The following is a 24,452-nucleotide window of genomic DNA, read 5'->3' as shown; positions in this document are numbered from 1 at the left end:
CACCGAGAAACGAACCAGCCAAGGCAAGAACCCCCGAGAGATCCGACGCTGCCTCAAGCGCTACATCGCCCGCGACCTCTACCGACTACTCGAACACCGACCCCTTGACCCAACATAGGAGCGTCCCCGGACGAGAGGGGGCAGAAATGCGTGTTGCCCGCCACCGAAGGGTGGCGGGCAACAGCGGGGCCTAGATCAGGCCTTGTCCTCGGACTCGTCGGCGGCTTCGGGAGCCTCCTCAGCAGCTTCGGGAGCCTCCTCGGCGACCTCGGCGGCCGGAGCCTCCTCGACCGGAGCCTCCTCGGCAACCTCGGTCTCCACGACCTCCTCTGCGGCGGGGGTCTCCTCGACCACCGGAGCAGCGGGGGCAGCGGCCTTGGGCTGGTAGGCCTCGGTCACCAGTTCGATCACGGCCATCGGGGCGTTGTCGCCCTTGCGGGGACCGATCTTGGTGATCCGGGTGTAGCCACCGGGACGCTCGGAGAACGACGGGCCGATCTCGGTGAAGAGCTCGTGCACGACGGACTTGTCGCGGATCACCTTCAGCACCTCACGGCGCATGTGGAGGCTCTCCGTGGTGCCCAGCTCGTACCGCTTCGCCTTGGTGATCAGCTTCTCCGCGTAGGGACGGAGCCGGCGAGCCTTGGCCTCGGTGGTGGTGATCGCACCGTGCTCGAAGAGCGCGGTGGCCAGGTTGGCCAGGATCAGGCGCTGGTGCGCCGGGCTGCCACCGAAGCGGCGACCCTTGGTGGGGGTAGGCATTGCTTTCCTCGTTTCTCCTGAGCCGTATCAGGTACCCAGGTAGATGAACTCACATGGTGGTCTCGACAAGCTCGACCACCGATCACGTGGCGCCGAAGGCCACGCGTTCACGCCATTCAGTTGTGTGTCGGCCGGGAGCCGCCGGGAAACCTCAACCCCAGCGGACCTCGACCGCGAGCGCGGCAGCGTGGCGCCGAAGGCGACACGCTCGCGCCATCCAACTCAGTACTGCTCGTCCTCGACGAAGCTGTCGTCATCGTCCTCGTAGGCGGCCAGGGCCGCAGCGGGGTCGAAGCCAGCCGGGCTGTCCTTGAGGGACAGACCCATCTCGTGCAGCTTGGCCTTGACCTCATCGATGGACTTGGCGCCGAAGTTGCGGATGTCCAGCAGGTCCTGCTCCGAGCGAGAGATGAGCTCACCCACGGTGTGGATGCCCTCACGCTTGAGGCAGTTGTAGGACCGGACGGTCAACTGCAGGTCCTCGACCGGCAGCGCCAGGTCAGCGGCCAGCTGCTCGTCCACCGGCGACGGGCCGATGTCGATGCCCTCGGCCTCGACGTTCAGCTCGCGGGCCAGGCCGAAGAGCTCGACCAGCGTCTTGCCGGCCGAGGCGATCGCGTCGCGGGGACGGATCGACGGCTTGGTCTCCACGTCGACGATCAGCTTGTCGAAGTCGGTGCGCTGCTCGACACGGGTGGCCTCGACCTTGTACGTCACCTTCAGCACCGGGCTGTAGATGGAGTCGACGGGAATCCGGCCGATCTCGTTGTCGGCGCCCTTGTTCTGGACGGCCGACACGTAGCCGCGACCGCGCTCGACGACGAGCTCCATCTCGAGCTTGCCGTTGTCGGCGAGGGTAGCCAGCTTGAGGTCGGGGTTGTGCACCTCGACACCAGCAGGCGGGGTGATGTCGGCACCGGTGACTTCACCGGCACCGGACTTGCGCAGGTACATCGTGACCGGCTCGTCGTGCTCGGAGGAGACGACGAGGGCCTTCAGGTTCAGGATGACCTCGGTGACGTCCTCCTTGACACCCTCGATGGTCGAGAACTCGTGCAGGACGTTGTCGACCTTGATGCTCGTGACCGAGGCACCGGGGATCGAGGAGAGGAGGGTACGACGCAGGGAGTTGCCGAGCGTGTAGCCGAAGCCGGGCTCCAGGGGCTCGACGACGAACCGCGAGCGGAACTCGTCGACGACCTCTTCCGACAGGGTCGGGCGCTGTGCGATGAGCACTGATTCATTCCTTCCCGGGCCGACCGCCATATGACGACCCAGATCTGCTGGTGACGATTGGAAGGCTCCGGGTGGGGTCCTCGGGGTGCGAGGACCCCCACCGGCTCGGGGCCAAGGGGCCCCTTGGTTCACTTCTTGGAGTAGTACTCCACGATCAACTGCTCCTGAACCGGGATGTCGATCTGCTCGCGCACCGGCAGCTGGTGCACCAGGATCCGCATCCGCGACGGGATCGCTTCGAGCCATGCCGGCACGATGCGCTCGCCGTGGGTCTCGCGAGCCACGATGAACGGGGTCATCTGCAGCGACTTCTCGCGCACGTCGATCACGTCGTACTGGCTCACCTGGAACGACGGGATGTCGACCTTGCGGCCGTTCACGATGAAGTGACCGTGCGCGACGAGCTGACGGGCGTGGCGGCGGGTCCGGGCGAAGCCGGCGCGGTACACCACGTTGTCGAGGCGACCCTCGAGCAGCTGCAGCAGGTTGTCGCCGGTCTTGCCGGAGCGCCGCGAAGCCTCGGTGTAGTAGTTGTGGAACTGCTTCTCCATCACGCCGTAGGTGAAGCGAGCCTTCTGCTTCTCACGAAGCTGGAGCAGGTACTCGCTCTCCTTGATCCGACCGCGGCCGTGCTGGCCGGGAGGGTAGGGGCGCTTCTCGAACGCTGCGTCGCCGCCGACCAGGTCGGTGCCGAGACGGCGCGACTTGCGGGTCATGGGACCGGTATAACGGGCCATTTCAGTCTCTCCTTGCTCAGTCTCGGGCGATCAGACGCGGCGACGCTTGGGCGGGCGGCATCCGTTGTGGGGCTGCGGCGTGACGTCCTGGATGGTGCCGACCTCGAGGCCGATCGCACCCAGGGACCGAATCGCCGTCTCGCGGCCCGAACCGGGGCCCTTGACGAAGACGTCGATCTTCTTCATGCCGTGCTCCATCGCCCGGCGTCCGGCAGCCTCGGCGGCCATCTGCGCGGCGTACGGAGTGGACTTGCGGGAGCCCTTGAAGCCGACGGTGCCGGCAGAGGCCCACGAGATCACTGCACCGGTGGGGTCAGTGATTGTGACGATGGTGTTGTTGAACGTGCTCTTGATGTGGGCTTCGCCCTGAGCAATGTTCTTCTTCTCCTTGCGGCGCACCTTGGTAGCGCGGCTCTTGGGAGGCATAGGCGTTTCTCCTGTGAGGGTCTGGTCGGGAAGCTTCGAGTGAAGGACGTCAGATCACTGATCGGCGGCCTGATGGCCGGGCCGAACAGGGATCACTTGGCCTTCTTCTTGCCGGCAACGGTGCGCTTGGGACCCTTGCGGGTACGCGCGTTGGTCTTGGTGCGCTGACCGCGGACCGGGAGGCCCATGCGGTGACGGCGACCTTGGTAGCTGCCGATCTCGATCTTGCGCCGGATGTCGGCCTGAACCTCGCGACGGAGGTCACCCTCGATCTTGAAGTTGGCTTCGATCGCGTCGCGGAGCTTGACCAGCTCCTCATCACCCAGCTGGTGAACGCGGAGGTCCGGGTTGACGCCGGTGGCCTCCAGCAGCTGCTGGGAGCGGGTACGGCCAATGCCGTAGATGTAGGTGAGTGCGATCTCGATCCGCTTTTCGCGGGGCAGATCCACACCAACGAGGCGTGCCATGTGACTGGCCCTTTCTTGAAGGGAGCTTTCCCTTCGGTTCCGCACAGAGGTGTCGGTCGTGTCGCGTCCAGGACGTCGTCCCGGCTCCGGCCTCTGCTCCGGAGGTGACTCGGCCCTGTTGCCAGGACCGGAGCGATCACGTTGTGGTGTATTGAGTTGTGTTGTCCGGGTCGGGACCCGGCTGTGATCAGCCCTGGCGCTGCTTGTGGCGCGGGTTGTCGCAGATGACCATGACCCGTCCGTGGCGGCGGATCACCTTGCACTTGTCGCAGATCGGCTTGACCGACGGCTTGACCTTCATGGCAAGGCCTTTCTAATTGGTACGGCTGTGTCGACTACTTGTAGCGGTAGACGATGCGTCCGCGAGTCAGGTCGTACGGCGAGAGCTCCACCACCACGCGGTCCTCGGGGAGGATCCTGATGTAGTGCTGACGCATCTTGCCGCTGATGTGAGCCAGGACCTTGTGTCCGTTGGTGAGTTCCACCCGAAACATTGCATTCGGAAGGGCCTCCACCACGGTGCCCTCGATCTCGATCACGCCTTCCTTCTTCGGCATGTCCTCCGCAATCCGTTCGTCTGCTGACAGGTCCGCCACCTGATGGTGACGCATCGGCCCGGGAACCTCCACGCGCGCGTGGTGGACCTCGTAAAGCCGTCCGTGGCACCCCATCCCGGGCGCGCGGCACACCCCTTATCAGGAGTGTTTGCGCCACGCTCGCCAGGCAGCCGCGAGGCACCACGAAACAGACCCACGTTGGGCCGACACACCAGTGTACGACGGAACCGCGCCCGAAGACCAATCCCGGAGCGTCCCCCAGGGCTCCGTGACTCGGTCCGAGCATCCGGCGTCCTTTGAACCGGACGTGAACACCACCTGAACCCGCGCGGCGCACGCTGAGCCACAGTCTCGGCTGCCCGCCGAGCGGACCAGGAAGGAGTGGGCCATGAACGACAGTCGCATCGAGGCGCTGGAGGCACAGGTGCACCGCCTCGAGGAGCAACGCCACGCGGACGCGCGAAAGTCCCGGCGTACCCGCCGAATCGTCGTCGCCGCAGTCACCGCGCTGCTGATCGGTGGCACCGTCACCCCGGTGGCGGCCAACCATCTGAAGGTGAAGACCAGCGACCTCACCAAGGCGGCGGTCACCACCCCGAAGATCAAGAAGGGCGCCATCACCACCCCCAAGCTCAGGAGCGGCGCCGTCAAGACCCCCAAGCTCGCCGCCGGTGCCGTGACATCGGCCAAGATCGCCGCCGACGTGCCCGGGATCGCGATCGCCGGTGCGCGCGTGTCGCCGACCGGTGAGGTGGACCACTGGTTCAACCGGCGGGGCGGCAAGCCTGTGGTGACCTACATCGGCGATGGCCAGTATCAACTGAAGATCCCCGGCACCACCATCACCAGCAAGGCGATCCTCAGCGTGACTGGCGGGGCCGGTCTTTGGGGCGGCTGCCTCGGGATGGGCCTCAGCGCACCGGCCGGCGACTTCGCAGCCAACACGATCGTCGTCGGCTGCTACGACCACACCACCGGCCAGCCCGCGAACAGAGGGTTCAGCCTGATCGTGTTCAGCGGCTGAGGCAGGCGTGCCGGTGGCCCCGCAACCTCTCGGGTGGCGGGGTCAGGGCCGGGGTGGATGTCGGTGGTCGAGTGCCGCCTGCGTTCGGTGGTCGAGTGCCGCCGAGGAACGAGGCGGTGTATCGAGGCCACCTCGGGCGTGCCGGTGGCCCCGCAGCCGGTGGGGTGCGGGGTCAGGGGCTGGGTGTATCTCGTGGTGGGTCGAGGGGACTGCTGCCGTCGGGACCGCGGTGATAGGTCCGGCCTTGGGGGCTGGTCCACAGGTACTCGCCGGGGATGAGCATGGTGTAGGTCCATCCGAGGTGGGTCTTCGCACGATGGTGCGTCCGACACAACGGCGCCAGATTCTCCGTCGTCGTCTCGCCACCGCCGCCGTCGTCGCGCCAGGGTTCGATGTGGTCCAGATCGCTGGTCCTGGCCCGGCGGTGGCAGAAGGGGAACACACAGGTCGGGTTGTTCCCGACAACCTGCTCCCGCAGCCTGCCTGCGGGCTGATAGCCCGTCGACATCAACGTCTCGTGAAGATCGAGGACCGGTTGCACGGTGACCTGGGCGCCCTCACACCACTCGGTGAGCTGCTCAAACGTCACCAACCGATCCCGCTTCCCCAACATCGTCTCGACCCGGGCGATCCCATCGCCGTACCCCTGAACCGCGTCCGCGGACAGATGCACATGCAACACCACCCGCCGGGTGGGTGGCCTCGATACATCGGCTCGTCCCTCGCCGACACTCGACCACCGACCCTGCGCTCCGTTGCCTGGCGGTGTAGCGAGACCCCCGCCACTGTCCCCGTCACTGTCGTCGAGGGTGAGGGTGAGTTGGGTGCGGGCGAGTTCACCGAGGGCTTTCGCGCGGCGTACGTTGAGTGATTCCAGGGATCCCAGTTCGCGGTACTGCGCGGCCAGGGTGGTGAGGGCTTCTTGGAGGTCGAGCGCATCAGCGGCGTCGATGACCCCGTGCACGCGGGCGTGGCAGACCTGCCCATCGATCAGGTCATCGAGGTCGATGTCGACCCGGCGCCCCTCGAGGCCGTCGAGGCGGCGTTGTTCGGCCTCTTCGGGGTCGAACCGGGTGATTGCCTCGTTCAGGATCCGGTCCAACGCGGTGGGCCCGATTCTGCCCGCGGCGGGGGCGACCTGACCGTCGACCCACGCCGCCCCGGACTGGGGGAGCTTCATGGTCTGGGACGCGATCCGGCGTGCTGCCCAGCCGGGGACCTCACCGGCACGGACCCGGGTCCAGGTCTTCCGGAGTCGGTGGGCCAGTTCCAGACACTCACCCAGATACCGCTTCGCCGATTCGGTGGAACGGCCCAGGGCGGCGGCGTACTCGATGACCGCGGATTCTGACACCTGAGGGGCACCCTCACCGGCCAACGCACAGGACCGGTCCCCGAACCAATGCCCAGCGGCCTCGGTGTCAGTGGTCGGGGTGTTGATCCCGCAGTACTTCACCGCCGCCACCATCTCGTCACGGTCGGCCTCCGCAGCGGCAGCCCGGCGGGCGCGCACGAAGTCGAGCACCTCACCCGAGGTGTCGAGATCTTCGAGCTGCTCCGCCTTCATGAGAACAAGCCAACCAGGAGGCTCCGACATTTCCGGACGACTGGGGGCGTGGTCTCGATACACCGCCTCGTTCCTCGGCGGCACTCGACCACCGAAACGGGGCGGCACTCGACCACCGAACGCAGGCGGCACTCGACCACCGAAGGCAGGCGTGGGTCGGCGGTCGGGGGTGGTCTCGATACACCGCCTCGTTCCTCGGCGGCACTCGACCACCGAACGGGGGGCGGCACTCGACCCCGAATGAAGCGGCGGCACTCGACCGCCGGATGGCCTCAGCCCCAGAGGGATCGAGGGTGGACCGCGGCGACGAAGCGGCGACGCCGGGTGAGTCCGGCCGTCATCGCCTGATGCTCGGTCAGCACGTGCTGCCAGTAATCATCGACCACCCAGTCCGGAGGCACCTCGGGTCCGAAGACGTGCGCATCCGCGCGCCGAGCCAGTTCCCCCGCAGCGGCCGTGGGCAGCACCAACGCCTGCTCACGCCGGGTCGCCCGACCCGGCACCGCGACACCCAGATCGACAGCCAGATCGACCAGTTCCCGCCACCCGCCGATCACCCGGGCGGTCATCCGGGCTGCGGTACGACGACGCCTGCGGCGGATCCGCTTGAGCAGCACCACCAGCCCCATGGCAGCCCCGAGCAGCAGGATCGGCGCGCCCGTGGAGACCAGGGTGACCTTCAGCCAGGTGGGCCAGCCGGCCAGGAACGGCTCGTCCAGATCGGCGTCGCGTCGCTGCCGCCGGGCGTTCAGTTCCGCGTCGGCCTGATCCATCAGCGCCGACGGCGGCGGGATCGGCGCTGGCGGGGGCACGTTCACCCCGGACACCTGGGTGCTCTGCTGCGGCGGCAGTTCACCGGGCTGCGAGGTGCCCATGTAGCGCTCCCGGGGCAGGGTGACCCAGCGCCCGTCCGCGATCCGTACCTCGACCCACGCCTGCACGTGTTCACCCCGGACCACGCCGTCCTCGGGGAGCACCGCACCCATCACCACCCGGGCCGGCACCCCCACTCGGGTCGCCAGCAACGCCATCCAGGCGGCGTACTGCTCGTCGTTGCCGACCAGGAAGACCGAGTTGACTCCGCCCTGCCCGTCGGTGAGCCGGTGCCGATGGTGGCCGGCCAGATAGATCCGCTCCGACTCCAGCACCCCGTCGGAGTAGTGCCCGTCGCGGCGCATGTACTCCGCGATCGCGAACACCCGTGCCATCGGCTCGCTGTGGCCGGCGGACCACTGCACCGCCTGGGTCTCCAGGAACTCCGCGCTCTCCCGGGCCTCCGGCGGGCCGTAGCCGAGGTCCTCGGGCTGCAGTTCCCGCTCGTCGATGACGGCGCCGAACGAGTAGACGTCGCCCTCCCGGACCCCCGTCGGCACCACGGCCGTGGCGGTGTTCAGGTTGTAGCGGAACGACTCGGCCTTGACCCGCGGCTCGCCCTGCTCGAAGTTCATCGACTGCAGGGCGCCGACCGTGGGCAGCCACACGTCGTTCCACCCCGGACCCACCTCGATGCTGACCTCCACCCGGTCACCGGGCACCGGGTTGTCGATCACCGAGGAGACCCGCTGGAAGCCCGCCGAGTCGCCGGCGCCGTAGACGACGCCGTCGTAGCGGTCCAAGGTGGCGATCCGCACCCGGGCACCGGCCGAGGCGCCGGTGACGGTGAACAGTTCGGTGTCCCACAGGTTGCTGGGGTCCGGCTCCTCCATCTCGACATAGCGCCGGAACGACGCCAGCGGCGAGGAGTAGTCGCCGACCTCGAACGGCGGCTCGACATGATCGCGCAGCACCACCCGGTCGTCGTCCCCGACCGCCGCGGAGAGGGGTACGGCGAGGCCGGCGGCCACCGCCAGCAACACCGCGGCGGCGCCGCCGCGGCGGACCCGGACCGCCGTGGGCGTGTCCACCGACCGGCCGGAGACGCCACGACGGTGACGCAGCGCCAACCACGCGAAGGCGATCGTGGCGAAGGTCGCGCCCTGCAGCCAGATCGACGCGGGACGGGCCACCCCCAGCAGGATCACCACCACCAACAGACCGAGCGGCGCCAGCAGTGGCAGCGCCGGGTGCCGGAACCTGAGCAACAGCACGCCGACGGTCCCGGCGACCAGACCGAGCAGCCACGGCAGCACCAGCAACGTCCCGCCACCGTCGACCGGGGGCAGCGTGGTGAGCAGGTCCTTCCAGCCGAAGACCACCTCGTCGAGCAGCGCCAGCACGGTCCCCGGCAGTGGCAGGTACGCCGTGGCTCCGAGGGAGCGGAGCGCGACCGGTCCGCCCAGCATCACGAAGGCGATCAGCACCATCACCACAGCCGCGATCGCCGGCAGACGCTTCGCCCACGCCGCCTGGCCGATGCCGATCGAGACGACCAGCCCGAGCAGCCCGGCGATGGCGAACCCGGCGCCGGCGAAGCTCGGGCCCAACCCCAACAGGGCGAGCAGGCAGAGCCCCAGCAGGAAGCCGAGGTCGACGGCCCGTTCGCGGTCCAGCCAGGTGACCGGGGGACGGGCGGCCCGGCGGCGGCCCCGGACCTGGGTCTGCTCGGTCATCGCACGCTCCAGGTCAGCACCGGCGCCAGGTCGGTGAGCGCCGGCACCTGCAACACCGGCAGCCCGGCCGCGTCGGTGACCTTGGGGCGGGTGCGGGGGTCGATCACCACGGCGTACCGCTGCACCTCCGGCCCGAACACCACGCCGGCGCGCTGGAACTCGACCAGGTCGGTCCCCGGCCCCGAGATCAGGAAGAGCAGGCTCACGTCCGGGGCCAGCCGGAAGGCCTCGCGGCCCGCAGCGATCAGGCCGACCCGGCCGGGTTCGGCGCGGCACAGTTCGTCGAGCACGCGATTGCCGTCGCTGTCACTGGTGCCGCGACCGCCGGAGACGAAGGAGGCGTCGAAGCCGTCGATGACCGCGCGCACCAGGATCGAGGCCGCCACCGACATGGCCAGCTCGTACTCGTCCGCCCCGGCGTAGGAGCCGAGTTGGTCGTCGACGACCACGCAGGCGTGCGACCGGCGGGTGTCGAGGTACTGCCGGACCAGCAGCTGGTTCTCCCCACCCGCGGCCATCGCCTTGGCCGAGGAACGCCAGTGCACGTGCCGCAGGTCGTCGCCGGGCACGTACTCACGCAACGCGTGGAACGCCAGGTCGCTGTTGGAGATGGTGTCGGTGGTGACGCCCTCGAGATCGCGGAGCAGGCCCGCCCCCAACGCCTCCAACGGCGCCATCGGCGGCCTGACCAGCACCTCCGCACGATCGGTCCACACCAGGTCACGACTCATCAGGCCGAGCGGGTCACCACGCCGGGTGAGCACCGGACCGACGTTGATCACTCCGCGTCGCTCGGTGCGGATGGTGAAGTTCACGGTCTGGGTCTCCCCCGGCGCCAGACTGTTGAGCGCGTAGCGATGCACCGTCGACCCGACCGGCACCTCGACCAGGGTGGGCAGCATCCGGCGCTCGTGCGCGTTGCGGACCTCCACCGAGCCGGCCACCGTGCCACCGGCGGCCACCCGATGCGGGTCCAGGTCGAGCCGGACCTGCACCCTGGTCCGCCCGATCAGCCACGGCAACGCCAGCAGCATCAACAGCGTGGCCGCGAACGCGAGCACGCTCACCTCGCGCCACTCCAGGACTGCGGCAAGCACCCCGGCAAGCACGGCCAGCACCAGGACGGTGCGGCCGGCGGGGTTGATCACCTGCGCCCAGGAACGGAGTCGCTGCATCAGACCATCCGGTCGGTGGGGGCCACCACCCGATCCAGCAGCTTCTGGATCACCGACTCCACGGTGACTCCGGAGAACTGGGCCTCCGCGTCGAGCAGCAGCCGGTGGCCGAGGACCGGCTCGGCGAGTTGCTTGATGTCGTCGGGTACGACGTGGTCCCGCCCGTCGGCGGCCGCCCAGGTCTTGGCCACCCGGACATAGGCCAGGCAGCCGCGGGGCGAGAGCCCGAGCTTCACGTGCGGCACCCGGCGGGACTCCTCGGCGATCTCGGCCAGATAGGCCAGCACCGCCTGGTCGACGTACACCTGGTCGGCCAACCCACTCATCTGCACGATCGTGTCGGCGGTGATGATCGGGCTGACCAGCCCGGCCCGGTCCCGGACACTGGCGTTCAGCAACAGTTCGACGGTGGCCGCGGTGTCCGGGTAGCCGACCGACGTCTTCATCAGGAACCGGTCCAACTGGGCCTCTGGCAGCCGGTAGGTGCCGGCCTGCTCGATCGGGTTCTGGGTGGCGATCACCATGAACGGGCGGCCCACCGAGTGGGGGGTGCCGTCGACGGTGACGCGGCCCTCCTCCATCACCTCCAGCAGCGCCGACTGGGTCTTCGGCGACGCCCGGTTGATCTCGTCGGCCAACACGATGGTGTGGAAGATCGGTCCCGGGTGGAACTCGAACGACCCCTTGTGCTGGTCATAGACGGTGACCCCGGTGACGTCGGAGGGGAGCAGGTCCGGGGTGAACTGGATCCGGGCGTGGCTGCCCTGCACCGTGTTCGCGAGGGCCCGGGCGAGCATCGTCTTGCCGGTGCCCGGGTAGTCCTCGAGCAGGATGTGCCCCTCGGAGAGCATCGCGGCCAGCACGACCTTGATCACGTCCCGCTTGCCCAGCACTGCCTTCTCGATGTTGTCGGCCATCGCGTTGAACGTCTGCGAGAACCAGGCGGCCTGGTCTGCGGTGATGGTCATGAAGTTCCTCTCAGTTGCCACAAGGGGCCACGTCGGTTCAGATCAGGTCAGTTGGGCCACGTCAGTCGGGCCGAGGTGGCCCGTTCGGACGAGTCCTGGACGCCGACGCACTCCACCCACAGTCGACGCCCCGCGAACCCGTAGTAGCTCGGGGTCTGCTCGTTGGTGTTGGTGGTCACTCTCCGGGTCACGTACGGCGTGGTGGCGTTGGCCTCGTCGTAGAAGTGGCAGTCCATCCGGTTCGAGTTGATGAAGTCACGGCTCCTGATCCGGACGAACCGGCACGAGGAGTTCAGGCATTCGGTCCCGCCGCCGCCGGTCCGGCAGTTCGGCAGTGACGGGTCGTTGTCCTGGCAGCGATTGCCGGGGAGCACCTCGACGAACGGTGGTGGCGGTGCCGGGGTGGCCGTTGAGGCGGTCTTGCTGACCCCAGCGCGGCTGGGGGTGCCGTCGTCGTACAGGGTCACGGTCACCGACTCGGTGGCGCTGTAGCCCAGGTTGAGCCAGTTGGTGTAGAGGGTGACGGTGCTGACCGTGTTGGCGTTCAACACCTGGTCGCGCTGGCCGCTCCGGACCCGGACCTTCGCTGCCTTGCCGTTGGTGCGCACCCGCACCCGCCACCGGACCTCGGTGTCGTTGCGCCGCTCGGCCTGGATCTCCTCGATGTGCGCGGCCACCAGCGGCCCGTAGGTCTGCACCGACTTCTGCGTCGAAGGCTCGCAGTTGCCTGCCTCGTTGCACACCTCGAGCCTGACCGTGTGCGGGCCGTCGTTGTGCGGCACCGTGACCCGATGACGGGTCACCGTGCCGGTGGCGGCGAACTCGTCGACACGGTTGCCATTGACGTAGACCCGGACGCGTGACTGGGCGCCGCGGGAGGCGGGCACCGTGAAGGTGGCCTCGGCGGTCCGATTCGCGGTCGCGTCCATGACCCGCTCGCCGCGCGGTCGCAGTTCCCAGTCCCCCCAGGCGGCCGGGACCCCGACCGCATCCCAACTCACGCTGTCTCCGGTGGCCGACTTCGGCTCACCGCCGCGGACCCCGTCGACACCGGCGTTGGTGGCCCGGATCGAGTAGCTGTAGGTGGTGCCGTCATAGCTGATCCCCGCGTCGTCGCAGCGGGTCTCGGTCTGCATCCGGCACTGCGGCAACTCGGCGCCGTTGCGCAGCACCGTGTAGCGCACCGGCCCGGGACCGTTCGGGGAGACCATCGGCCAACTGATCGCTACCGCGCCGCGGTCGGCCTCCTTGGCCGGCGTGCTCGGCGTCAGCCGGGGCGCCTCCGGGGTGGGCGGCGTGCCGATCGACTGCATCGGCGCCGAACGGCGCCCGGGGCCCTGCCCCTTGAGGTTCACCGGGATCACCTCGACGTAGTCGAGGCGACGATTGTTGTCCAGCTCGGTGAGAGTGATCTCCGGCCTCGTGGTCACCCGGTAGCCCCCGGTGATGCCCGGGTAGCTGACCAGATACTCCTGCACGGCGGAAGCCTCCTTGGTCGGCGCGAGCCATTGCAGCCGCAGCATCGAGTCACCGACCTCGACCAGCTGGATGTCCCCGACCTGGCCGGGCAGGGTGTCCGGCATCGCCCGGGCCGACTCCGAGCTGGGATCGGACCAGCCGACCGCGTTGCGGGCACGCACCGAGAAGGAATACTCCTCGCCGTTGGTCAGGCCGCCGAAGCTGCACTGGGTGGATCCACAGGTGACGGTCCGACCGTCGGAGCTGAGCAGCTCGTACTCCTCGATGGGCGCACCGTTGGCCGGCGGCGCGACCCAGACCAGGTCGACGTACTTGTCTCCGGCTGCAGTGACGATCGGCGTGCTGGGGGCGTCCGGAACGTCCAGGATCTCCAGAGTGATCCGACCTCGCGCATGCCGCTCACCCGAGGAGTCACCGGCCACATCCGCGACCACCACGTCGAACTCGGCGCGCCCGTTCACCCGCTCCCCGGCCACCAGCTGGATGCCCGACTGCCCCGACGCCGACGCGGTCACGTCGAGACCGGTGAGCTGCTGGACGCTGATCAGGGTCGGCACCGGGTCCTTGACGCCGGCACGCAGGTACGGCGCCAGTTCGATCACTCGGGACTCGCCGGCCTGCATGTCGGCGACCTGGATGCTCTCCAGACTCGGTGGCGGCGCCTGGACCACACGGATCGACAGCGTCCCGGGCTCGCTCTCACCCGAGGTCAGCGAGAGCTCCCCTTCCGTGCCGGGTCGGGCGGCGCCGTCGGCGGCGACCTCGATCACCTGCCCGCGGGGGCGGCTCAGCGACAGGCCGTTGGCCGAGGTCGCCCAGGAGGCGTCGAAGTTCAGCGCTTCGGAGGTCGGGTCGCCGGTCCAGACATGGCACAGCACCTCGATGTCGAGCTGGAGCGTCTCCCCCTGGACCACCTCCAGCGCGTCGTCGGGGCAGCGCAGCACCGGTCGGTCGTCACCGACCTGCACCGGCACCGTGATCACCGCGCGCTGCCCGTCGGGGTCGTCCAGTCCGTCGCCGTTGGTCACCTCGAAGGTGACCGCGCCGGGTCCGACGTACCCAGCGGCAGCGGAGATCTGCAGCCGGTCATCTCCACGGGCGTCCACGCCCAGGTCACCGGCGGGCGAGGCCCAGATCCGCTCGATCAGGGTGAGCCGCACCGGGCGCCCCGCCGGATCGATCACCAGATCCTCGAGTCGTTCGGTGACCTCGTCACCGCTGTCCAGCCGGATCATCGCCCCGGGGGCCAGGTACGGCGGTCCGGTTCCGGTCGCGGGCACGAACAGCTGGGCGGTGGCCCGCCCGCCGTCGGAGTCGGCGACGGTGAACGGCACCACCCTCGGGAGTGGGCCCCTGGCCACGGTGATCTCGCCACCGTCGACCGAGGTCGGCACGCTCTCAGGCGCGAGCACCTCCACCACTCGGAGCTGGTCGTCGGGTCCGTCCGGATCGTAGGCATGCTCCAGCACGTTCACGGTGACCGTGTCCCCCTCCTCCCGCTCACCGAAGGAGTCGAGCACCACCGGTGGGTTGTTCCAGCCGGCGCGGGTGCGGACCCGCAGCGTGGTCTGCGAGGTGGCGATGCCGTTGTCGATGCGGTAGACGATCTCCCGATTGCGACCCTCGGAGCGCTCCGGCGCGTCGACGGTGATCGGGCCGGTGTCGCTCTCCAGCCGCACCCAATCCGGCGGGTCGACCAGCGAGACCGTCACCCGGTCACCGGTGGCGATGATGTCGTTGTCGAGGACCTCCACCGAGATGCTGCGCCCCGGAGCGACCGTCACCGTGTCCGGGACCGCCTGGGGTGCCTGAGGTGACGCAGGCGGCACCACTGCGATCCGGATCGTGCCGGTGGCCACCTCCCCTCCGGAGTCGGTGACCTCGTACTCGAACTCGTCAGTGCCGGCACTGGTCGGGTAGGCCTGATACTCCACCGAGTTCGCTCCGAACCGGACCACACGCCCCAACGCTGCCGCCGAGCGGACGCCGGTGACCGTGACCGGGTCACCATCGGGGTCGACGCCGGCACCCGGGAGGCGCAGCCGCAGCGTCTCGCCGGCCACCATCCGGCCCTCGATCACCGGCGGCTCCGGCGGCTGGTTCCGGCCCTCGGGGAGCACCGTCACCTCGACCAGTCCGGGGGCGGTCTGGCCGGCCGGGTTGGTGGCCAGATAGGTCACCTGCACCACCTGGGCCGCCGCCACCTCAGCGGGGGCGACGTAGCGGACGAACCTGCCGGAGACGTAGGCGTTCCCGGCCGGCGCGGTGCCGTCCTCGTCGCCGTCGACCCTGACCGGGAGCTCCCCGGCACGCTCCATCGTGGCATCGGGGAGCAGCGAGAGCGGGTCGCCCGAGGGCGAGAAGTCGTTGTCCAGCACCGGGACCGTGACCGCGCTGCCGGCACGCACCGTCACCCGGTCGATCTCGGTCACCGGGGTGTTGTCCTCGGGTGCCGGCCGCTGGTTGACCACCACGTGGCCGCGTACGCCGGAGTGGGTGCCGTTGCTGATCGAGTAGTTCACCGTCTGCGGCGAGTCGGTGAGCACCCCCTGACGGGCTCGGAGCCGGAGCCACCGGCCGTCCACCACCGCCACGTCGACCTGGTCGCTGTGATCGGCCCAGGCGCGCTCCACGACCAGGACGCCGCCCGAGGGATCGATGTCGTTGGCGAGCACGTCGACGGTCGCCGGTGCCTGGCCGTGCAAGGTGACACTGTCGGGGACGGCGACCGGGGCCCCACCCGCCCGCGGCCGCGCGTCGACCCTGATCGTGCCGTGCCCGTAGGGGGCGTTGCCGAAGGCGACCTCGTAGCTGAGGAAGTAGGTGCCGGGCCGGTCCGTGCGCACCGTCACCACCCCGTTGACCGTGTCGGTGCGCACCTCGAGGTGACGTGGTGCCTGCAAGGCGCCGGCCAGTCGCATCTGCGCATCCGGAGTGAACGGGTCGGCACCGGGGATGTCGTTGCCGAGCGGGCGGATCACGATCGGCTGGCCCACCTCGCCCGCCACCACGTCCGGCTCCGCGATCGGAGCGGTCGGTCGCCGGTTGCTGCGATCGAGGACCCGGACGCTGAGCTCGCCCTGCACCTCGCCACCGATGCCGTCGGAGACCTGGTAGACCACCTTCGCCAAGCCCCCTTCGGGACCGGCACGGAACCGGATCCGGCCGGCCGAGGTGGGCGAGGCGGCGGCCCCGGTGGCGGCCCTCCCCGACACCGCCGCGGAGACCAGCAGCAGCGGGTCGCCGTCGTCGTAGTCTCTCCAGTCGGGCAGCACCGGGATGTCCAGGATCCCACCGGCCGCCACGGTCCACTCCTTCTCCTCCAGGGTGGGCCTCGGGTGGGGTTGACCGTTCTCACCGTCGCCACGAGCCAACACCCGGACGGTCGCCGAGGAGGTGTCGTCGCTGATCCCGTCGTCGATGGTGTAGTCGAAGGCCGTGATGCCGACGGTCCCCTCCGGCAGTCGCACCAGCACCGCCTGCCCGTCCGGGCTGACGGTCACCTCGGCGTCGGAACCGCGTACGTCGCTCACCGCACGGATGCTGAGCAACCGGTCGGGGCCGGCCGTGTCGTTGTCGAGCGGGTAGAGGACCGTCGTCCTGCCCGGCCGGGCTCCGAACTGGTCGTCGTGCGCCTGCGGCGGACTGTTGTCGGTGGCGTCCTCGATCTGCAGGTCCTCGTCGGGGTCCAACTCCTCCGGGTCGGAGCGGAAGGCGTCCCAGTCGTCGAGCCTGGCCGGCTGGCTCGAGTCGACGTTCCAGACCGCGCCGGAGACCCGGTCGTTGAGCAGCACCTGACCCCGGTTGACCCGGAACACCAGGTCCTCGGTGGGGTCGGCCAACTGGGCCACGACCGGCTCCGCGTTGCCGCACTGGGTGGCCACCGCACCCTGCTGGCCCGCCCAGGCGGCGTAGCGGCATGGCCCGACGACCACCGGGTCAGCGGGCGACCCGGCGACACCGTCGACCAGGGTCTGCACCTCGCCGGTGTCCAGATCCACCGCATGGAAGCCACGATCCGAGCCGAGCAGGACGACGTCCCGGGCTGGGCCGGGCTGTTGCAGGTACGCCGTGTCCGGAAGGTCCGTCTCGTGCACGGTCCCGGTGTCGAGCACCACCAGTCGCCCGGACTCCGGATCCCAGGCGATGGCCACCTCACCCACCGCGGTCATCGACGTGGCGGCGCTGAGGTCGACGTCGAGGTCGCGGGTGGTCGGCTCCGCGAAGTCACCGCCCTCCTCGGGGCTCTGCTGTCGCAGCCGGGTCAGGGTCCCTGCCGAGGTCGAGGCGACGACCAGGTCCCCGGACCCGGTCACTGCGGCCGCGGCACGGGCACCGGCCACGCCGACAGGGTCGGAGCGTGCATCCAGGGACGACACCGAGACACGCCCCCGCTCGGGGTCGACCCGCTGCGCCCAGTAGTCGCCGGTGACCGGGTCGACGACGCTCAGGGTGCCCCCGTTGAGGCCGACCAGGGCCGCCGCAGGCAACGCCGCACTCTCACCCTCGACCGGTTGCACCGAGGCCGGGTCGATGGGTTCGAGGTAGCCCTCGAGCAGGTCGAGTCCGACGATCACCGCACCGTCCTGAACCACGTCGATGTCGCCGCTGCGACCGGTGGGGATCACCGCATCGACCTGGTCGATCGGCTTGTTCACCCGCCCGTGGAAACCGTCGCGCGAGTTGGTCACCCAGATCCCACCGTCGTTCAGGCGGGCCTCGTGGACGCGATACCCGTCGGCCGCCACGGCGTACCCGACGACGGTGCCGACCACCATCAGCAGCGCACAGTTGGCGGCGATCGACACACGGTGCCGTCGCATCCACTGCCCGAGGCTCACGGCAGCCAACCCCCTTGATCACGCGCCCGAACGTCGTTGACCCGACGAGCCTAAGCAGCCACGGCGCCGGGCACAACTTCAGCCTCTCCCATGTCATTGGGCAGACTGGGCCACAATGAGTGCCCGCGACTCGGAGAGGAGGCACTGGTGACCCGAGGTCCCACCTGGCGGATCCCCGCTGCCGCCGTGCTCGTGCACGGCCCCGCCCACCTGCTGGTGCTGACCGAGCCGCACTCCCCCGGGCTGCTGGACCGGCTCGGTCAGGCACTGCTGGCCGAGGACGTCCCGGCAGCAGTCGAGGCCGTCGCCGGCCCCGAGTCCGCGGTGTCGGCGCTGCTGCTGAGGCACGGGGTCGGCGAGCCGGAGTGGCGACACGGCCCCGCGTTCGCGGACACCGGGACCGGCGGGGCCAGCGGACTGATCGACGGCATCCCCGCGCACCTGCTCACCGGCACCCCGACCACCGTCGACAGCCCGGCCACCGTCGACCGTCCGGCCATGTCCAGCCTGGAACCCGCCACCACGGTGGAACCGGTCTCCACGCTGGACCCCGAACCCGGACCCGTCGCCGACGCCGCCGCCAGCGCCAGCGCCGAGCCACGAGAGCACACCGTGCTCCGCGGCGCTCCGGCGCGCGCCCGGTTCGTGACCCCCGGCCACCTGCAACAGCCCACCGCGGACACGGTGCTGGCGGTGCACTGCCCGGTCGGTCACCTGACCCCGCCCGAGGCGCCTCGATGTCGCATCTGTGGGGCCGAGGTGCCCCGCGAGGATCCGGTCCGGGTGCCCCGCCCGGTGCTGGGGGTGCTGTTGCTGCCCAGCAGCGAACAGGTCCCCCTGGACCGGGGCGTGGTCTTCGGCCGCAAGCCGAGTCCGATCGGCTCGGACTGGCCACACCTGGTCCACCTCCCGCACGACTCGACGTACCTGTCCCGGATGCACCTACAGGTCGAGTTGGACGGCTGGCTGGTGCTGGTCCGTGATCTCGGGTCCGCCAGCGGCACCACGTTGCGGACACCCGGACGCGCACCAGAGCGGCTGCGGGCCGGCGAACCCCACATCCTGGAGCCAGGGCAGTCACTGGACCTGGCCGACGTCTACGAGATCGTCTACGAGGTGAGTTGATTGAGTCAGCCCCCACTGATCGAGGGGTTCACGTTCGTGGACCGGCTGGGCGGCGGAGGTTTCGCCGAGGTGTTCCGCTACGAGCAGGCCTGGCCGCGACAGCAGGTGGCGGTGAAGGTCGTCCGCCCGGACGTGCCGCTGACCGAGCGCGAGAAGGAGCTGTTCACCAGCGAGGCGAACGCGATGGCCAGGGTGGGCGGCCATCCCAACATCGTGCCGGTGCTCTCGGCCGGGCTGACCGCGGACGGTCGGCCCTACCTGGTGATGCCGTACTGTCCGCCGCCGGACCTCGGCGCCAGGGTCCGCCAGCAGCCGATGAGTGTGCCCGAGGCGCTGCGTGCCGGGATCAAGTTGGCCAGCGCGATCGAGACCGCGCATCGCGCCGGGATCCTGCACCGCGACATCAAGCCCGGCAACGTCCTGGTCACGTCGTACTCGGAGCCGGCGCTCACCGACTTCGGCATCGCCGGCCAGGCCACCGGAGGCGACACCGACCAGGAGATCCGGATCTCGTTCCCCTGGGCGCCTCCGGAGATGGTGGACGGCACCTCGAACGGATCGCCTGCGTCCGACGTCTACTCGCTGGGCGCGACGATCTGGAACTGCCTGGTGGGCCGGTCGCCGTTCGCGATCCCGTCGGGCGACAACAGCACGCGTGGGCTCACCGCCCGCATCCTGCATGCGGCGCCGCCGGCGACGATGCGCCCCGACGTCCCCCCGGAGCTGGATCGGCTGCTTCAGCAGTGCCTGGCCAAGCGCCCCGAGCACCGGCCGACGAGCGCCATGGAGCTCGCCCGTGGGCTGCAGCGCATCGAGGCAGCCGCGGGGCTGCCGAAGACCCCGATCACCGTCGAGGGCGACCATCAGCTCGCCGGCGCCCCGGCGGCCGACGGGGACGACGCCACGGCGGTGAAGATGCCGTCGCTGCCCGGGCAGCAACCGACCAACCCAGCGACCCGCGCTGCGGGCGACAGTGCCTCGACTGCGCCTCGACGGCTGGCACCCCTGGTGTGGACGCTGGTCGGCGTGCTGGTGCTGGGGGCGGCCGTCTCCGGGCTGGCCTGGCGGGCCGCGTCCGGTCGGGATGAACCCTCGGATCCGGGTCCGCCGTTGACCATCGAGACCTCCGAGGCCTCCCCGACTCAGGACGTGGCTCCCGGAGCGCCGACCCGGCAGCCGGAGCTGACCGGCGACCGCGACGCGGACCGGGTGACCTTCCGGTGGCGCTCCACTGAGGGGGACACCGACGGCGATGAGTGGCGATGGGAGCGCGAGGACACCGGCGAGGGCGACCGCATCGACCGGCGTCGGCTGGTGATCGAGTCGCCTGACCGGGTGTGCGTGCGGGTGCAGTTGATCCGTGGCCGGTTCGCCTCACCGTGGGCGCGCCGCTGCGTGGACTGAGGGGGTCTCGACAGGCTCGACCACCGAGCGGCGGGCTCGACCACCGAGCGGTGGGTCAGTGCCCGCCGTAGGGGACGCCGAGTTCGGCCAGTCGGGCTTCGCCACCGTCCAGCGCGGTGAGCACCCAGGCCCCCTCATCGGTGAGGGTGAAGGTGTGTTCGTAGTGGGCTGCCCACGAGCCGTCCCGGGTGACCACGGTCCAGTCGTCGTCGAGCACGTCGGTCTCGCCGCTGCCGAGGGTGATCATCGGTTCCACGGCCAGCGCGAGCCCGCGCACCAACTTGGGTCCACGCCCGGGGCGACCCACGTTCGGCACGTTCGGAGGCTGGTGCATCGCCGAACCGATGCCGTGCCCCACGTAGTCCTCACAGATCCCGTAGTCGCCCCGGCCACGCACATGGCTCTCGACCCCGTGCGAGATGTCGCCGACCCGGCCGCCGAGCCGTGCCGCTGCCAGCCCCTGCCAGAGCGCCTCCTCGGTGGCCCGCAGCAGGTCGGCCACCTCGGGACGGACGGTCCCGACCGGAACGGTGATCGCCGCATCCCCGTGCCACCCGTCGACGATGGCTCCGCAGTCCATCGAGATCACGTCCCCCTCGGCCAGCACCCGTGACCCCGGGATGCCGTGCACCACCTCGGCGTTGACCGAGGCGCAGATGGACGCAGGGAACCCGTGGTAGCCCAGGAACGACGGGGTGGCACCGAGGTCGCGAATATGCTCGGTGGCCACCGCGTCCAGTTCGGCCGTCGTCACGCCCGGGCGCACCTGGTCACGGAGCAACTCCAGGGTTTTGGCGACGACCAGGCCAGCGGCACGCATCCGCTCGATCTGTTCGGGGGTCTTGATCTCGATCCCACGCACTCGTTGGCCCAGCAAGGTCAGCCGATCACGTGGTGACGCCAGCGAGTGCCGCAGAGATCCGCGCGGACACCTCGTCCACCTCACCCATACCGTCCACACTGACCAGCACGCCACGCTCGCCGTAGACGGCGATCAGCGGCGCCGTCTGCTCGGAGTAGACCTCCTGGCGGCGACGAATCACCTCTTCGGTGTCGTCGGCGCGGCCTTCGACCTGGGCGCGGGCCAACAGCCGCTGCACCAGTTCCTCACTGTCCACCGTCAACACGAGTACGGCGTCCAGCGGGGTGCCCGCATCAGCAAGGATGCCGTCCAGCACCTCCACCTGAGCCAAGGTGCGCGGGTACCCGTCGAGCAGGAAGCCGGGCTTGCAGTCCTCGGCCGCCAACCTGTCCCGCACCATCGCGTTGGTGATCTCGTCGGGGACGTACTCGCCGGCATCCATGTACCGCTGAGCCTCGACGCCCAGAGCGGTGCCCTCGGACACGTTGGCCCGGAAGATGTCGCCGGTCGAGATCGCCGGGATCCCGTACTGGTCGGCCACGCCGGCGGCCTGGGTGCCCTTGCCCGCCCCCGGGGGGCCCATGATGATCAGTCTCATTTGAGGAAACCTTCGTAGTTGCGCTGCTGGAGCTGGCTCTCGACCTGCTTCACGAAGTCCAGTCCGACGCCGACCATGATCAGGATCGAGGTGCCACCGAACGGGAAGTTCTGGTTGGCACCGATCATGGCGAAGGCCACCAGCGGGATCAGCGAGATCAGACCCAGATAGAGGGAACCGGGGAAGGTGATCCGGTTGAGGACGTAGGACAGGTAGTCCTGGGTCGGCTGGCCAGCCCGGATTCCGGGGATGAAACCGCCGTACTTCTTCATGTTGTCCGCGACCTCGGCCGTGTTGAACGTGATCGAGACATAGAAGTAGGTGAAGAAGATGATGAGCAGGAAGTACGACGCCATGTAGATGGGGTGACTTCCGCCGACGAAGTAGTCGTTGAACCAGCGCACCACCATGTTCGGGCTGGTCTGGTTGAACTGCACCGCCATCGCCGGGAGGTACATCATCGAGGAGGCGAAGATGACCGGGATGATGCCGGCCTGGTTCACCTTGAGCGGGATGTAGGTGGAGGAGCCGCCGAACATCTTCCGGCCGACCATCCGCTTCGCGTACTGGACCGGGATCCGGCGCTGGGCCTGCTCGATGAAGGTGACACCGGCGACGATCAGCAGGCCGATGACCAGGACGATGCCGAAGGTCCACCAGCCCTGCGTCAGCTGGACCTGCCACAGCGCACCCGGGAAGGTGGCCACCACCTGGCAGAAGATCAGGATCGACATGCCGTTGCCGATGCCGCGCTCGGTGATCAGTTCGCCGAGCCACATGATCACCGCGGTGCCCGCGGTCATGGTCACCACCAGCACCAGGAAGGCCGCGGTGCCGTCGTCATGAAGAAGTGGCTCGGTGCAGCCCTGCAGCAGCTGCCCGGAGCGGGCGAGCGCCACGATGCCGGTCGCCTGAAGGACCGCCAGCGCGAGGGTGAGGTAGCGGGTGTACTGGGTGATCTTGGCCTGGCCGGTCTGGCCCTCCTTCTTGAGGGCTTCCAGGCGAGGGATCACCACGACCAGCAACTGCAGGATGATCGACGCGGTGATGTAGGGCATGATCCCCAGCGCGAACACGGCGAGCTGCAGCAGCGCGCCACCGGAGAAGAGGTTGATCAGGTTGTACAGCCCCGAGTCCTGGACCCCGGCGATGCAGCGCTGCACGTTCGCGACGTGCACGCCGGGCGCCGGCAGCTGGGAGCCGAACCTGAAGATCACCACAACGAACAGCACGAACAGCAACTTGCGTCGCAGGTCGGGTGTCCGGAAGGCGTTGGCGAACGCGCTCAGCACGTGATCCTCTTTCTGGTCCGGCGACAGTCCTCGGATCCACGTGACGAGGACCCGGGGCAGCCTAACAGGACGGTCCTCATCAGGTTAGGGATGGATGCGACAAAGCGCGGGCGGCACCATGGTGCCGCCCGCGCCCGGATGTCATCAGGCAACAGTGGCGGAGCCGCCCGCAGCCTCGATCTTCTCCTTGGCAGCGGTGGAGAACGCCTGCGCGCTCACCTGGACCGCCACCGTGATCTCGCCTTGACCCAGCACCTTGACCGGCTCGCCCTTGCGAACGGCGCCCTTGGCGACCAGGTCGGCCACGGTGATCTCGCCACCGTCGGGGAAGAGCTCGGAGATCCGGTCCAGGTTGACGACCTGGAAGGTCACCTTGAACGGGTTCTTGAAGCCCTTCAACTTCGGCAGCCGCATGTGCAGCGGCATCTGGCCACCCTCGAAGGCGGCAGGCACCTGGCCACGTGCCTTGGTGCCCTTGGTTCCACGACCAGCGGTCTTGCCCTTGGACGCCTCACCACGACCCACACGGGTCTTGGTGGTCTTGGCGCCGGGGGCAGGCCGCAGGTGGTGCAGCTTGAGCGTCATGTCAGTCGACCTCCTCGACCGTCACCAGGTGACGGACGGCGTTGACCATGCCCCGGATCTCCGGGCGGTCTTCCTTGACGACCACGTCACCGATCTTCCGCAGACCCAGGGTGCGCATAGTCTCGCGCTGGTTCTGCTTGCTGCCGATCGTTGAACGGGTCTGCTTGACCTTGAGGTTGGGCATCAGCCGGTCACCTCCGCACGAGCCTTCAGCAGAGCCGCGGGAGCCACGGCCTCGACCGGGAGACCACGGCGCGCAGCCACGGCCTCGGGCTCCTCGAGCATCTGGAGGGCGGCGACGGTGGCGTGCACGATGTTGATCTGGTTCGACGACCCGAGCGACTTGCTCAGGATGTCGTGGATGCCGGCGCACTCCAGGACGGCGCGCACCGGACCACCGGCGATCACACCGGTACCGGGCGCGGCCGGACGCAGCATCACTACACCGGCGGCCTTCTCACCCTGCACGGGGTGCGGGATGGTGCCCTGGACCCGGGGGACCTTGAAGAAGCTCTTCTTGGCCTCCTCCACGCCCTTGGCGATGGCGGCCGGCACCTCCTTGGCCTTGCCGTAACCGACTCCGACCATGCCTTCGCCGTCACCGACGATGACCAGGGCGGTGAAGCTGAAACGACGACCACCCTTGACGACCTTCGCGACCCGGTTGATCGCAACGACGCGCTCGATGTAGGCGGTCTTGTCGCCTTGACCGCGACCGCCGTCGCGACCGCGGCGCTCACGATCGCCTGAGCGCTGTTGGCGCTGGGCTCCGCTCATGAGACTTCCTCTACTCTCTGT

Annotated in this window: 21 protein-coding genes; 3 read left to right on the top strand and 18 right to left on the bottom strand. The window is 69.3% G+C overall.

All coding sequences use genetic code 11. The features are described 5' to 3' along the window. Window positions 1-195: 195 nt before the first annotated feature. The 7 genes from rplQ to infA all read right to left on the bottom strand — a co-directional run bounded on the left by rplQ (window position 196) and on the right by infA (window position 4,185). Entirely contained in the window at window positions 196-762 is a 567-nt protein-coding gene (gene rplQ, locus JKG67_RS17255) for a 50S ribosomal protein L17 (RefSeq protein WP_203338583.1), read from the bottom strand. A 222-nt stretch (window positions 763-984) separates the two neighbouring features. Then, window positions 985-1,998 (bottom strand): DNA-directed RNA polymerase subunit alpha, encoded by a 1,014-nt coding sequence (locus tag JKG67_RS17250; RefSeq protein WP_203338582.1) that lies wholly within the window; start codon window positions 1,996-1,998, stop codon window positions 985-987. Between the two features lie 128 nt (window positions 1,999-2,126). Next, a complete protein-coding gene (rpsD, locus tag JKG67_RS17245) occupies window positions 2,127-2,735 on the bottom strand; it encodes a 30S ribosomal protein S4 (RefSeq protein ID WP_203338581.1) in 609 nt (202 codons plus the stop codon). 30 nt (window positions 2,736-2,765) lie between these two features. Next, window positions 2,766-3,161: a 30S ribosomal protein S11 gene (gene rpsK, locus JKG67_RS17240; RefSeq protein ID WP_203338580.1), complete on the bottom strand. Its 396-nt coding sequence runs from the start codon at window positions 3,159-3,161 to the stop codon at window positions 2,766-2,768. Between the two features lie 92 nt (window positions 3,162-3,253). Next, entirely contained in the window at window positions 3,254-3,628 is a 375-nt protein-coding gene (rpsM, locus tag JKG67_RS17235) for a 30S ribosomal protein S13 (protein ID WP_203338579.1), read from the bottom strand. 187 nt (window positions 3,629-3,815) lie between these two features. Continuing rightward, window positions 3,816-3,929, bottom strand: a complete 114-nt coding sequence (rpmJ, locus tag JKG67_RS17230) for a 50S ribosomal protein L36 (RefSeq protein WP_203338578.1) — start codon at window positions 3,927-3,929, stop codon at window positions 3,816-3,818. Between the two features lie 34 nt (window positions 3,930-3,963). Continuing rightward, on the bottom strand, window positions 3,964-4,185 hold the full coding sequence (gene infA / locus JKG67_RS17225) for a translation initiation factor IF-1 (protein ID WP_036490070.1): 222 nt from the start codon (window positions 4,183-4,185) through the stop codon (window positions 3,964-3,966). Window positions 4,186-4,573: 388 nt separating this feature from the next. Here infA and JKG67_RS17220 point away from each other — a divergent pair, with 388 nt between their 5' ends. Continuing rightward, window positions 4,574-5,209, top strand: a complete 636-nt coding sequence (locus JKG67_RS17220) for a hypothetical protein (protein WP_203338577.1) — start codon at window positions 4,574-4,576, stop codon at window positions 5,207-5,209. 172 nt (window positions 5,210-5,381) lie between these two features. Here the strand turns inward: JKG67_RS17220 and JKG67_RS18720 are convergent, their stop codons facing one another. The 5 genes from JKG67_RS18720 to JKG67_RS17195 form a co-directional block, all read right to left on the bottom strand. Continuing rightward, window positions 5,382-6,776 carry an HNH endonuclease signature motif containing protein gene (locus JKG67_RS18720; protein WP_238998619.1) on the bottom strand — a complete coding sequence of 465 codons (1,395 nt, stop codon included), beginning with the start codon at window positions 6,774-6,776 and terminating at the stop codon, window positions 5,382-5,384. A gap of 272 nt (window positions 6,777-7,048) precedes the next feature. Further along, entirely contained in the window at window positions 7,049-9,325 is a 2,277-nt protein-coding gene (locus JKG67_RS17210; RefSeq protein WP_203338576.1) for a transglutaminase-like domain-containing protein, read from the bottom strand. After that, window positions 9,322-10,500 (bottom strand): DUF58 domain-containing protein, encoded by a 1,179-nt coding sequence (locus tag JKG67_RS17205; protein WP_203338575.1) that lies wholly within the window; start codon window positions 10,498-10,500, stop codon window positions 9,322-9,324. The genes JKG67_RS17210 and JKG67_RS17205 overlap by 4 nt, the downstream gene beginning before the upstream one ends. Next, window positions 10,500-11,468, bottom strand: a complete 969-nt coding sequence (locus tag JKG67_RS17200) for an AAA family ATPase (protein WP_203338574.1) — start codon at window positions 11,466-11,468, stop codon at window positions 10,500-10,502. Before JKG67_RS17200 ends, JKG67_RS17205 begins: the two co-directional genes overlap by 1 nt. Window positions 11,469-11,515: 47 nt before the next feature. Further along, a complete protein-coding gene (locus JKG67_RS17195) occupies window positions 11,516-17,770 on the bottom strand; it encodes an Ig-like domain-containing protein (RefSeq protein WP_203338573.1) in 6,255 nt (2,084 codons plus the stop codon). A gap of 165 nt (window positions 17,771-17,935) precedes the next feature. Here JKG67_RS17195 and JKG67_RS19145 point away from each other — a divergent pair, with 165 nt between their 5' ends. Next, window positions 17,936-18,913, top strand: a complete 978-nt coding sequence (locus JKG67_RS19145; protein WP_203338572.1) for an FHA domain-containing protein — start codon at window positions 17,936-17,938, stop codon at window positions 18,911-18,913. After that, window positions 18,914-20,317 carry a serine/threonine-protein kinase gene (locus JKG67_RS17185; protein ID WP_203338571.1) on the top strand — a complete coding sequence of 468 codons (1,404 nt, stop codon included), beginning with the start codon at window positions 18,914-18,916 and terminating at the stop codon, window positions 20,315-20,317. It abuts the gene before it with no gap. 55 nt (window positions 20,318-20,372) lie between these two features. Here the strand turns inward: JKG67_RS17185 and map are convergent, their stop codons facing one another. From map to rpsE, 6 genes are all read right to left on the bottom strand, one after another. Further along, the gene (gene map, locus JKG67_RS17180) at window positions 20,373-21,179 is read right to left on the bottom strand and encodes a type I methionyl aminopeptidase (protein ID WP_372442125.1); all 807 of its coding nucleotides are present in this window, start codon (window positions 21,177-21,179) and stop codon (window positions 20,373-20,375) included. A 25-nt stretch (window positions 21,180-21,204) separates the two neighbouring features. Continuing rightward, on the bottom strand, window positions 21,205-21,777 hold the full coding sequence (locus tag JKG67_RS17175; protein WP_203338570.1) for an adenylate kinase: 573 nt from the start codon (window positions 21,775-21,777) through the stop codon (window positions 21,205-21,207). Further along, window positions 21,774-23,069 carry a preprotein translocase subunit SecY gene (secY, locus tag JKG67_RS17170; RefSeq protein WP_203338569.1) on the bottom strand — a complete coding sequence of 432 codons (1,296 nt, stop codon included), beginning with the start codon at window positions 23,067-23,069 and terminating at the stop codon, window positions 21,774-21,776. Before secY ends, JKG67_RS17175 begins: the two co-directional genes overlap by 4 nt. A gap of 144 nt (window positions 23,070-23,213) precedes the next feature. Further along, window positions 23,214-23,654 carry a 50S ribosomal protein L15 gene (rplO, locus tag JKG67_RS17165; RefSeq protein WP_203338568.1) on the bottom strand — a complete coding sequence of 147 codons (441 nt, stop codon included), beginning with the start codon at window positions 23,652-23,654 and terminating at the stop codon, window positions 23,214-23,216. A gap of 1 nt (window position 23,655) precedes the next feature. Then, window positions 23,656-23,838, bottom strand: coding sequence for a 50S ribosomal protein L30 (gene rpmD / locus JKG67_RS17160; RefSeq protein ID WP_203338567.1), 183 nt, complete (start codon window positions 23,836-23,838; stop codon window positions 23,656-23,658). Next, window positions 23,838-24,431 (bottom strand): 30S ribosomal protein S5, encoded by a 594-nt coding sequence (gene rpsE, locus JKG67_RS17155; RefSeq protein WP_203338566.1) that lies wholly within the window; start codon window positions 24,429-24,431, stop codon window positions 23,838-23,840. Before rpsE ends, rpmD begins: the two co-directional genes overlap by 1 nt. Between the last annotated feature and the right edge of the window lie 21 nt (window positions 24,432-24,452).

The sequence above is a fragment of the Nocardioides limicola genome (assembly GCF_016827675.1).
In the GTDB taxonomy this organism is placed as follows: domain Bacteria; phylum Actinomycetota; class Actinomycetes; order Propionibacteriales; family Nocardioidaceae; genus Nocardioides; species Nocardioides limicola.
This window is presented reverse-complemented; position numbering and strand designations above follow the sequence as displayed.

What these genes read in the sequence shown, in the direction of transcription:
- rpsK (WP_203338580.1), bottom strand. Translation starts at nt 3,161, where the DNA reads ATGCCTCCCAAGAGCCGCGCTACCAAGGTGCGCCGCAAGGAGAAGAAG.
- infA (WP_036490070.1), bottom strand. Translation starts at nt 4,185, where the DNA reads ATGCCGAAGAAGGAAGGCGTGATCGAGATCGAGGGCACCGTGGTGGAG.
- rpmJ (WP_203338578.1), bottom strand. Translation starts at nt 3,929, where the DNA reads ATGAAGGTCAAGCCGTCGGTCAAGCCGATCTGCGACAAGTGCAAGGTG.
- JKG67_RS18720 (WP_238998619.1), bottom strand. Translation starts at nt 6,776, where the DNA reads ATGAAGGCGGAGCAGCTCGAAGATCTCGACACCTCGGGTGAGGTGCTC.
- rpsE (WP_203338566.1), bottom strand. Translation starts at nt 24,431, where the DNA reads ATGAGCGGAGCCCAGCGCCAACAGCGCTCAGGCGATCGTGAGCGCCGC.
- rplQ (WP_203338583.1), bottom strand. Translation starts at nt 762, where the DNA reads ATGCCTACCCCCACCAAGGGTCGCCGCTTCGGTGGCAGCCCGGCGCAC.
- JKG67_RS17210 (WP_203338576.1), bottom strand. Translation starts at nt 9,325, where the DNA reads ATGACCGAGCAGACCCAGGTCCGGGGCCGCCGCCGGGCCGCCCGTCCC.
- JKG67_RS17220 (WP_203338577.1), top strand. Translation starts at nt 4,574, where the DNA reads ATGAACGACAGTCGCATCGAGGCGCTGGAGGCACAGGTGCACCGCCTC.
- rplO (WP_203338568.1), bottom strand. Translation starts at nt 23,654, where the DNA reads ATGACGCTCAAGCTGCACCACCTGCGGCCTGCCCCCGGCGCCAAGACC.
- JKG67_RS17175 (WP_203338570.1), bottom strand. Translation starts at nt 21,777, where the DNA reads ATGAGACTGATCATCATGGGCCCCCCGGGGGCGGGCAAGGGCACCCAG.
- rpsM (WP_203338579.1), bottom strand. Translation starts at nt 3,628, where the DNA reads ATGGCACGCCTCGTTGGTGTGGATCTGCCCCGCGAAAAGCGGATCGAG.
- JKG67_RS17205 (WP_203338575.1), bottom strand. Translation starts at nt 10,500, where the DNA reads ATGCAGCGACTCCGTTCCTGGGCGCAGGTGATCAACCCCGCCGGCCGC.
- rpmD (WP_203338567.1), bottom strand. Translation starts at nt 23,838, where the DNA reads ATGCCCAACCTCAAGGTCAAGCAGACCCGTTCAACGATCGGCAGCAAG.
- JKG67_RS17200 (WP_203338574.1), bottom strand. Translation starts at nt 11,468, where the DNA reads ATGACCATCACCGCAGACCAGGCCGCCTGGTTCTCGCAGACGTTCAAC.
- rpsD (WP_203338581.1), bottom strand. Translation starts at nt 2,735, where the DNA reads ATGGCCCGTTATACCGGTCCCATGACCCGCAAGTCGCGCCGTCTCGGC.
- JKG67_RS17195 (WP_203338573.1), bottom strand. Translation starts at nt 17,770, where the DNA reads ATGCGACGGCACCGTGTGTCGATCGCCGCCAACTGTGCGCTGCTGATG.